Annotated in this window: 6 protein-coding genes; 3 read left to right on the top strand and 3 right to left on the bottom strand. The window is 76.2% G+C overall.

From position 1 onward, the window contains the following. Nucleotides 1–706: 706 nt before the first annotated feature. Genes ABZ924_RS37615 through ABZ924_RS37605 form a run of 3 tightly spaced genes read left to right on the top strand, consistent with a single transcriptional unit; the run spans nt 707 to nt 4258 of the window. Nucleotides 707–2038 carry a cobalamin biosynthesis protein CobG gene (locus ABZ924_RS37615; RefSeq protein ID WP_361920086.1) on the top strand — a complete coding sequence of 444 codons (1332 nt, stop codon included), beginning with the start codon at nt 707–709 and terminating at the stop codon, nt 2036–2038. 19 nt (nt 2039–2057) lie between these two features. Next, nucleotides 2058–2690: a precorrin-8X methylmutase gene (locus ABZ924_RS37610; RefSeq protein ID WP_361920088.1), complete on the top strand. Its 633-nt coding sequence runs from the start codon at nt 2058–2060 to the stop codon at nt 2688–2690. Beyond that, complete coding sequence (locus ABZ924_RS37605; protein ID WP_361920084.1) at nt 2687–4258, top strand: precorrin-2 C(20)-methyltransferase; 1572 nt, start codon at nt 2687–2689, stop codon at nt 4256–4258. The genes ABZ924_RS37610 and ABZ924_RS37605 overlap by 4 nt, the downstream gene beginning before the upstream one ends. A gap of 67 nt (nt 4259–4325) precedes the next feature. Here the strand turns inward: ABZ924_RS37605 and ABZ924_RS37600 are convergent, their stop codons facing one another. The 3 genes from ABZ924_RS37600 to cbiE are packed head-to-tail and all read right to left on the bottom strand — an operon-like array spanning nt 4326 to nt 7211. Beyond that, nucleotides 4326–5132: a cobalt-precorrin-6A reductase gene (locus tag ABZ924_RS37600; RefSeq protein WP_361920082.1), complete on the bottom strand. Its 807-nt coding sequence runs from the start codon at nt 5130–5132 to the stop codon at nt 4326–4328. Then, on the bottom strand, nt 5122–5871 hold the full coding sequence (cobM, locus tag ABZ924_RS37595) for a precorrin-4 C(11)-methyltransferase (RefSeq protein WP_361920080.1): 750 nt from the start codon (nt 5869–5871) through the stop codon (nt 5122–5124). The genes ABZ924_RS37600 and cobM overlap by 11 nt, the downstream gene beginning before the upstream one ends. 2 nt (nt 5872–5873) lie before the next feature. After that, a complete protein-coding gene (gene cbiE / locus ABZ924_RS37590; protein ID WP_361920078.1) occupies nt 5874–7211 on the bottom strand; it encodes a precorrin-6y C5,15-methyltransferase (decarboxylating) subunit CbiE in 1338 nt (445 codons plus the stop codon). Nucleotides 7212–7653 lie beyond the last annotated feature (442 nt).

Genomic DNA, 7653 nt, shown 5'->3' with positions numbered 1-7653 from the left:
GTTTGAGTGGGGGTCCCCCCGGACGGAGTCGGGGGGAGGGGCCGGGCGGAGCCCGGTGCCCGGCGGAGCCGGGTTCCTTGGGGTGCCGCCCCAAACCCGGCGCCTCAAACGCCGGCGAGGCTGAATTGCCCCCGCTTCGGCAGCCGGCGAGGCTGAAGTGGCCGGCCCGGCTTCGAAGGCGCTGCTTCGTTCCCCCAGGCTTGGGCGGGGGTCCGGCATGTCCAGCCTCGCCGGCGTTTGAGTGGGGGTCCCCCCGGACGGAGTCTGGGGGAGGGTCCGGGCGGAGCCCGGGGCCCGGCGGAGCCGGGTTCCTTGGGGTGCCGCCCCAAACCCGGCGCCTCAAGCGCCAGCGGGGTTGGATTGACCGGACCCCCGGTCCCACGGCGTCGGCGAAGCCGGCCGGGCTCCTGGGGCTCCGCCCCAGACCCCGCGCCTCAAACGCCGGCGGGGCTGAAGTGGCCCGCCCCCGCTTCGGTAGCCGGCATGGCTGAAGTGGCCCGCCCCCCCGCTTCGGCAGCCGGCGGGCTGAAGTGGGCCGCCCCCGCTTCGGCAGCCGACGGGGCTGAAGTGGGCCACCCCCCGCTTCGACAGTCGGCGGAGCCGGATTTGGCCGAGCCCCCGCTTCGAAGGCGGAGGTGGGGATTTGCTGGTCGGGGTGGCGACGGACACAGGTCGGGGGCGGTCAATCGTGGGTATGCTCGCGGCCATGCCGCCCCAGCCACCGACCGCCGCATCGCGGGACGAACCCGTCATACGCGACCGCGGCGACGCCTGCCCCGGCGCGCTCCGGCTGCACGCCGCCGACGACGGGTACCTGGCGCGCGTCCGGATCCCCGGCGGGCTGCTGACCACCCGCCAGGCCTCAGTCCTCGGCCTCGCCGCCGACCGGTTCGGCGACGGCCACCTGGAACTCACCTCGCGCGGCAACGTCCAGCTGCGCGGCCTCGCCGACGACTGCGGCGCCGGGCTCGCGCGGCTGCTGGACGGCGCCGGACTGCTGCCCGCGCCGAGCCACGAGCGGGTGCGCAACATCGTGGCCAGCCCGATGGGCACGCACCGCGTCGTCCACTGGGTCCGGGAACTGGACCGGCTGCTCTGCGCCAGCACCCGCGCGACGGCCCTGTCCGGGCGGTTCCTGTTCGCCCTCGACGAGGGGCGCGGCGACGTCGCCGCCCTCGACCCCGACGTGACCGCCCTCGCCCGGCAGGACGGCCGGGCGCTGGTGCGCCTCGGCGCGGCCGCCGACGCCGTCGAACTCGGCGACTCCGACGCGCCGCACGCGGCTCTGCTCGCGGCCGAGTACTTCCTCGACGCCGCCGACACCGCCGGGACCCGGGCCTGGCGGGTCGCCGAGCTGCCCGCCGGACACGCCCTCGACTCCGCCGAGTTCGCGCGCCGCCTGGCCGGCTCCGGGATCGACGCGACCCGCGTGCCCGCGGTGGAGTGGCCGTACGCGCCGCCGCCCGAGCCCCGGGGGCCCGGCGGCGCCGGGAACCAGACCGCCCTGTGCGTCCTGCCCCCGCTCGGCCGGCTGAGCACCGACCAGTGGCAGGTCCTGGTCCAGGTCGCCGACCGCGGCAACGGCGAGCTGCGCGTCACCCCGTGGCGCAGCATCATCCTTCCGCGCGACGCGAGCACCCGTGGGCCCGTCGACGGCTACGCCCGCATCCAGGCCGCGGGCCTGGTCGTCGCCCCCGACAGTCCCTGGCGGTCCGTCACCTCCTGTACGGGACGGCCCGGTTGCGCCAAGGCGCTGGCCGACGTACGCGCCGACGCGCGTGCCGTCGTGGAGCAGGCGGAGCAGGCGGAGCAGGCGGAACAGGCGGCGCAGGCCGAGCAGGCGGCCGACGCCCTGCCCGTGCACTGGTCCGGCTGCGCCCGCCGCTGCGGCCATCCGCGCGGCACCGCCTGGGTGGACATCGTCGCCACCCCCGACGGGTACGACCTCTCCGGGCAGCCCGTCCCGCACGCCGACCTGGCGGCCGCCCTCACGGCCGCACGACGTCCACGCACCACCACACCACCCCCGACGCAGTGAAGAAATGAGCGAGTACACCGTGTTCGAGTACGAGAAGGACGGCGCCGCGATCTACCGCCAGTCCTTTGCCACGATCCGCGCCGAGGCGGACCTCTCCGGGCTGCCCGCCTCCGTCGCACAGGTCGCGGTGCGCATGATTCACGCCTGCGGAATGACCGACCTGCCCCAGGACCTGGGCTACACCCCGGACGTCGTGCTGAACGCCCGCGCCGCCCTGCACGCCGGCGCACCCATCCTCTGCGACGTGCAGATGGTCGCCAGCGGCGTCACCCGCAAGCGGCTGCCCGCCGACAACGAGGTGATCTGCACCCTCTCCGACCCGGCCGTCCCCGCGCTCGCGCAGCGCATGGGCACCACCCGCAGCGCCGCCGCCCTCGAGGTCTGGCGCGACCGCGGCCTGCTGGAGGGCTCCGTCATCGCCGTCGGCAATGCGCCGACCGCGCTGTTCCGGCTGCTGGAGATGATCGAGGAGGGCGCTCCGCGCCCGGCCGCCGTCATCGGCGTCCCCGTCGGCTTCATCGGCGCCGCCGAGTCCAAGGACGTGCTCGCCGCGCACCCCTCGGCCCTCGACCACCTGATCGTGCGCGGCCGCCGCGGCGGCAGCGCCATCGCCGCCGCCGCCCTCAACGCGATCGCGAGCGAGGAAGAATGAGCACCAGCACCAGCACCAGCACCGGCACCAGCACCGGCACCGGCACCGGCACCGGCACCACTGTCACCGACACCGCTGCACCGGCCAAGGGCCGCCTCTACGGGGTCGGACTCGGCCCGGGCGACCCGTCCCTGATGACCCTGCGGGCCGTCGAGGTGATCGCCGAGGCCGATGTCGTCGCGTACCACAGCGCCCGCCACGGCCGTTCCATCGCCCGCTCGATCGCCGCCAAGCACCTGCGCGCCGACCACATCGAGGAGCCGCTGGTCTACCCGGTCACCACCGAGACCACCGACCACCCCGGCGGCTACCAGGGCGCGATGGAGGAGTTCTACGAGGCCTCGGCCGCCCGCCTGGCCGCCCACCTGGACGCCGGCCGCACCGTCGCCGTGCTCGCCGAGGGGGACCCGCTCTTCTACGGCTCGTACATGCACATGCACAAGCGCCTCGCCGACCGCTACGAGGCCGAGGTCATCCCCGGCGTCACCTCGGTCAGCGCGGCCGCCGCGCGCCTGGGCACCCCGCTGGTGGAGGGGGAGGAGGTGCTGACGATCCTGCCGGGCACCCTGCCCGAGGAGGAGCTCACCGCCCGCCTCGCCGCCACCGACTCGGCGGTCGTGATGAAGCTCGGCCGCACCTTCCCGGCCGTACGGCGGGCCATGGAGTCCTCCGGGCGGCTGGCGGAGGCCCGTTACGTCGAACGCGCGACCATGGCCGGCGAGCGCACCGGCCGGCTGGCCGACGTCGACCCCGAATCGGTGCCGTACTTCTCGGTGGCGGTCGTCCCGAGCCGCATCGGCAACCCGGGCGCCAAGCCGACCGGGCCCGGAGAGGTGGCGGTCGTCGGCACCGGCCCGGCCGGCCCGCTGTGGCTGACCCCCGAGACCAAGCGGGCGCTGGCCGACGCCGAGGTCCTCGTCGGCTACACCACCTACCTGGACCGGGTCCCGGTCCGGCCGGGCCAGGTCCGGCACGGCTCGGACAACAAGGTCGAGTCGGAGCGCGCCGAGTTCGCCCTCGACCTCGCCCGGCGCGGCAAGCGCGTCGCGGTCGTCTCCGGCGGCGACCCGGGCGTCTTCGCCATGGCGACGGCCGTGCTGGAGGTGGCCGGGCAGGACGCGTACAAGGACGTCCCGGTACGGGTCCTGCCGGGCGTGACCGCGGCGAACGCGGCGGCGGCCGCGGCCGGTGCCCCGCTGGGCCACGACTACGCGACGATCTCGCTGTCGGACCGCCTCAAGCCGTGGGAGGTCATAGCGGACCGCCTGCGCGCGGCCTCCGCAGCGGACCTGGTCCTCGCCCTGTACAACCCCGGCTCCCGCAGCCGGACCTGGCAGGTGGCGCAGGCCCGCGACCTGCTGCTGGAACTGCGCGGCGCGGACACCCCGGTGGTGGTGGCCCGTGACGTCGGCGGCCCGGAGCAGTCGGTGCGCGTGCTGACGCTGGCGACGCTGGAGCCGTCCGAGGTCGACATGCGCACGATCCTGCTGATCGGCTCCTCGCAGACGCAGATCACCGAACGCGGCGACGGCACCCGCATCACCTGGACGCCGCGGCGTTACGGGTAGTACGGGCACCCTGCGGCGCCGAGGGGCTGGTCCTCCAGCCCCTCGGCGCCCGCGGTCCGGGCGGGTTCTAGGTCAGCCAGTCCAGGGCCGCCGGGACGGACTCCGCCAGCGGGACCCCGGCCGGAACCGGCGGGCGGTTCACGACCAGGACCGGGATGCCGGCCTCGCGGGCCGCGGCCAGCTTCGGGGCGGTGGCCGAGCCGCCGCTGTCCTTGGTGACCAGCAGGTCGATCCGGTGCCGGGCCAGCAGCTCCCGCTCGTCGTCGAGGGTGAACGGGCCGCGGGCCAGCAGGACTTCCAGGCGCGGCGGCGCGGGAGCGGCCGGCGGGTCCACGGAGCGGACCAGGAACCAGGGCTCCGCCAGGTGCGCGAAGGCGTGCAGCCCCGTGCGCCCGGTGGTCAGGAAGACCCGGCGGCCGAGCCCGGGCAGCAGCGCCGCCGCTTCGCCGAGGTCGGCCGCGAAGGTCCAGTCGTCGGCGGGGCCGGGCGCCCAGCCGGGCCGGCGCAGCGCCAGCAGCGGCACCCCCGACACCACGGCCGCCCGGGCGGCGTTGAAGCTCATCCGCTCCGCGAAGGGGTGCGTGGCGTCGACCAGGTGGGTGACCCCGTGGGCGGAGATCCAGGCCGCGAGCCCCTCCGGCCCGCCGAAGCCGCCGATCCGGGTCTCGCCCGGAGGCAGCACTGGGGAGGCCACGCGCCCGGCGAGCGAGGTGGTCACCCGGTACGGGCCGCAGCCGGGACCCGATCCGCCGCCGTCGGGACCCGCGGCCAGGGCCTCCGCGAGACGGCGGGCCTCCGTGGTGCCGCCCAGGATCAGGACGTGCAGCAGCCGCCCGGGGGCGAGCGGTCCGGCGGAAGCCGGCTCAGCAGACATGCCGGTCGCGCTCCGGCGAGTACAGGTGGCTGTCGCGGAACTGCTCCGCGCCGAGCGTGCGGCCCACCACGATGACCGCGGTGCGGACCAGCCCCGCCCCCTTCACCTGGCCGGCGATGTCGGCCAGAGTGCCGCGCAGGATCAGCTCGTCGGGGCGGCTGGCCATCGCCACCACCGCCACCGGGCAGTCGGCCCCGTAGTGCGGCAGCAGTTCGTCGACGACCCGGTCCACGTACCGCGTGGCCAGGTGCAGCACCAGCAGCGCGCCGCTGCGGCCGAGCGTGGCCAGGTCCTCGCCGGGCGGCATCGGCGTGGCCTGCTGGGCGATCCGGGTCAGGATCACGGTCTGGCCGACGGTGGGGACGGTCAGCTCCCGCTTCAGCGAGGCCGCCGCCGCGGCGAACGCCGGCACGCCCGGGACCACCTCGTACGGGATGCCGGCCGCATCGAGGCGCCGCATCTGCTCGGCGACCGCGCTGAAGATGGACGGGTCGCCCGAGTGCAGCCGCGCCACGTCCAGGCCCGCCTCGTGGGCCCGTACGCACTCGGCGATGATCTCGTCGAGGTTCAGCTGCGAGGTGTCGACCAGGCGGGCGTCCGGCGGGCACTCGGCGAGCAGCTCGCGCGGCACGAGGCTGCCCGCGTACAGGCAGACGGGGGCGGCGGCCAGCGTCCGGGCCCCGCGCACCGTGATCAGGTCGGCGGCGCCGGGGCCCGCACCGATGAAGTACACGGTCATCTCTACTGATCCTTCTCGTTCGCGGTGTCGATGTCGATGTCGATGTCGACGGCGGCGGCGGCGGTGTCGGCGGCGGTGGCCGCGGAGGTGTCCGGCTGCGGCGGCCGGGGCTTGGTGACGGACCACTGGGTCACCGGCATCGCCTGCCGCCAGCCCGTGAAACCGCCCACCGGCACGGCGTGTGCGACGGCCAGCTTGACCAGTTCGCCGCCGTGGCGCCGGTAGTGCTCGGTGAGGACCGCCTCCGACTCCAGCGTCACCGCGTTGACGACCAGTCGGCCTCCGGGGGCCAGCGCCTCCCAGGCCGCCTCCAGCACGCCCGGCACGGTCAGCCCGCCGCCGATGAACACCGCGTCGGGGGCCGGGAGTCCGGCCAGCGCCGCGGGGGCCGCGCCGGTCACGACGCGCAGCCCGGGCACGCCGAGCGCGGCCGCGTTGCGGGTGATGCGCTCGGCCCGGTCCGGTACGCGCTCGACGGAGACGGCCCTGCAGGAGGGGTGCGTCCGCATCCACTCGATGCCGATGGAGCCGGAGCCGCCGCCGATGTCCCACAGCAGCTCGCCGGGGGCCGGGGCGAGCGCGCACAGGGTCGCGGCCCGTACGTGGCGCTTCGTCAGCTGGCCGTTGTGCTCGTACGCGGCGTCCGGCAGCCCCGGGGTGGCGCCGAGCCGCGGGACGGCGGCGTCCGGGTCGCGGCGGCAGTCGACGGCCACCACGTTCAGCGGGTCGCCGGGCGCGTGGTCCCAGGTGTCGGCGGTGCCCTCGTACGCGTCCTCCCGTTCGGAGCCGAGCTGCTCCAGCACCCGCATCCGGCTCGGGCCGAAGCCGCGCTCGCGCAGCAGGGCGGCGATCTCGCCGGGGGAGGCCGCGCCCGCGCTGAGCACCAGCACCCGGCGCCCCTCGTGCAGGGCCGCCGCGAGCCGGGCCACGGGTCGGCCGACCACCGTGACCACCTCGGTGTCCTCCACCGGCCAGCCCAGGCGGGCGCAGGCGTACGACACCGACGAGGGGTGCGGGTGGACCAGCAGGGCCTGCGGGCCGAGTTCCTCGGACAGGGCGCGGCCGATCCCGTAGAACATGGGGTCCCCGCTGGCGAGCACGGCGATCCGGCGGCCGGCGTGCTCGGCCGCCAGCCGCGGCACCGCCGGGCGCAGCGGGCTCGGCCACGGCACGCGCAGGCCCCCGCACTCCGCGGCGGGCAGCAGGTCCAACTGGCGCGGCCCGCCGATCAGCACCTCGGCCGAGGCCAGGGCGGCGCGCGCGGCCGCGGTGAGCCCGGCCCAGCCGTCGGCGCCGAGGCCGACGACCGTCACGGGGATGGGGGGCGGTGCGGAGCTCACGGCGCGAATACCTCGGTACTTCGGGACGGGGGAGCGGGGCGGGGGGCGGCGGGGGCCGCCGGAAGCGGGTGAACCCGCAGCCTACTGGTCGGTCGCCGGCCCCCCGGTTCCACCCCCGCCCAGCGGGAAGCTACCCCCGGTAACCCTGCGCACGGCGTCCCCCGGACGGCGTTCGATGCCGGGGTCCGGCCGGCCAATCCAGCCCCGGTGCCCGGCGGAGCCGGGTTCCTCGGGGCTCCGCCCCAAACCCCGCGCCTCAAACGCCGGCGAGGCTGGATAGGCGAACCCCCGCTTCGAAAGCGGCAGGCGGAGAAAAACACGCGGGTGGCGTTCGAAGGGGGCTGGCCAATCCAGCCCCCGTGGGGCGAAGCCGGGGTTGCCGATCCAGCCCCGGGGGGCGTTCGAAGCCGGGATCCGGCACTTTCAGCCTCGCCGGCGTTTG

It is taken from the genome of Streptomyces sp. NPDC046876, assembly GCF_040645035.1.
Classification (GTDB): domain Bacteria; phylum Actinomycetota; class Actinomycetes; order Streptomycetales; family Streptomycetaceae; genus Streptomyces.
The sequence above is the reverse complement of the archived record's forward strand: the minus strand, read 5'-3'. Positions and strand labels throughout refer to the sequence as shown.

Bases quoted from the DNA above. Each gene is read 5' to 3' on its own strand.
- ABZ924_RS37615 (WP_361920086.1), top strand. From the start codon at position 707: ATGCCGCCCCAGCCACCGACCGCCGCATCGCGGGACGAACCCGTCATA.
- ABZ924_RS37605 (WP_361920084.1), top strand. From the start codon at position 2,687: ATGAGCACCAGCACCAGCACCAGCACCGGCACCAGCACCGGCACCGGC.
- ABZ924_RS37600 (WP_361920082.1), bottom strand. From the start codon at position 5,132: ATGTCTGCTGAGCCGGCTTCCGCCGGACCGCTCGCCCCCGGGCGGCTG.
- cobM (WP_361920080.1), bottom strand. From the start codon at position 5,871: ATGACCGTGTACTTCATCGGTGCGGGCCCCGGCGCCGCCGACCTGATC.